At 75.8% G+C, this 1,627-nt stretch carries 2 protein-coding genes; one reads left to right on the forward strand and one right to left on the reverse strand.

Annotation, left to right across the window (positions count from 1 at the left end; translation table 11 throughout):
• Positions 1-2 precede the first annotated feature (2 nt).
• Positions 3-707, forward strand: a complete 705-nt coding sequence (locus ACYVE9_RS25920; protein ID WP_461030326.1) for a cobalt-precorrin-6A reductase — start codon at positions 3-5, stop codon at positions 705-707.
• A 138-nt stretch (positions 708-845) separates the two neighbouring features.
• Here ACYVE9_RS25920 and ACYVE9_RS25925 read toward each other — a convergent pair whose 3' ends face one another.
• Positions 846-1,223 carry a hypothetical protein gene (locus tag ACYVE9_RS25925; protein ID WP_461030327.1) on the reverse strand — a complete coding sequence of 126 codons (378 nt, stop codon included), beginning with the start codon at positions 1,221-1,223 and terminating at the stop codon, positions 846-848.
• Positions 1,224-1,627 lie beyond the last annotated feature (404 nt).

A 1,627-nucleotide genomic window follows, 5' to 3' on the forward strand; every position in this document is an offset into this window, starting at 1 on the left:
GGCTGGCCGCCGAGCTGGTGGACCGGGCACCCGCCGGGTTGCGGGTGACGAGTTCGCTCGCCGGGCGGGTCGCCGCGCCGCGGCTGCCGCCGGGGGAGGTGCGCATCGGAGGGTTCGGCGGCCCGGAGGGCCTTGCCCGCTGGCTGCGTGAGCAGCAGGTGGACGCGCTCATCGACGCCACCCATCCTTTCGCCGGCACGATCGGTTTCCACGCGGCGCAGGCCGCTGCCTCTGCCCATGTTCCCCTGCTCGCGCTGCGACGGCCCGGTTGGGTGCCCGCTCCGGGTGACGACTGGCGCTCGGTCGGCTCTCTCGCCGAGGCAGCCGCGGCGTTGCCCGCGCTCGGGGAGCGGGTCTTCCTCACCACCGGCCGCATGGGACTGGCCGCCTTCGCCGACCTGGACCGGCTGTGGTTCCTCGTCCGTTCGGTGGACGCCCCGGAGCCGCCGTACCCGTCCCGCATGGAGGTGCTTCTCGACCGCGGTCCGTTCACGCTCGACGGCGAACGGGAGCTGCTGCGGCGGTACCGCGTGGAGGTGCTGGTCACGAAGGACAGCGGCGGTCCGGCGACGGTCGCCAAGCTCACCGCCGCCCGCGAGGCGGGCATCCCCGTGGTCGTCGTCCGGCGCCCGCCGACACTGGACGGCGTGCCGTCCGCCCCCGACCCGGCGGGCGCGATCCGCTGGCTGCGTGACGTCCTGGGCTGACGGGCACCGCCACCTCCCCGGCCTTGCGGCGAGCTGCGGCGGCTGCGGGAGGCGGTGAGCGGTCGGTGCGGGATCCGGGAGCGGTGTGGGGTCCGGTGCCTGGGCGGGGTCCGGGAGCGGTGCGGGGCCCGGGGCCGGTCAGCGGTCGGCGGGTTGCCGGTTGCGCCTGCGGCGTCGGGCGGTGCCGACCGCCACCAGGGCGGCCACCAGGGCGAGCGCGGTGACGGCCACCGGGGCGAATCCGAGGTCGTCGAGCCAGCGCGTCAGGTGCCCTTGGAGTTCGGTGGCCCGGCCGATCACCGGGTCGTCGGCCGAGCCGCCGGAGAGGACCCGCACCTCGTACCAGCCGTAGTACGCGACGTACGCGCCCGCCAGGAGCAGCAGGGCGCCGCTGGCCCGGGTCACGTACGGCAGCGCCCGGCGGACCTTGGCGATCACCGCCTCCTGGGACAGGGCGACCGCCAGGGTCAGCACTCCCACGACCGCGCCCATACCGGCCGCGTACGCGAGGAACACCCCGGTGACGCCGAGCAGGCTGCCGTCGCGGAAGGCGGTCGGTCAGCGCCAGGAAGGGGCCGACCGTGCAGGACAGCGAGGCGACCGCGTAGGAGACCCCGTACAGGCCCATCGAGGCCGCCGAGTCCGACGGCCGGGCACCCGGCCTCGGCTTCAACTTCGGGACAGGCAGGCGAAGTTCACGACCGGTGAGCAGGTAGCCGCCGGTGCCGAGCAGCAGGACGCCGATGACGATCGTCACCCAGGGCAGCCAGCGTTCCACCGACAGGGCCAGCGGTGCCACGACGAGTCCGAAAGCGCCGAAGACGAGAGCGAACCCGCCGGTCATGGCCGCCGTCGCCACCCCGGCCCGACGCAGCGCCCCGAGCCGGGCCCCGGCCGTCGCCCGGCCGGCCGTCGGGCCG

It is taken from the genome of Streptomyces sparsus (assembly GCF_054776295.1).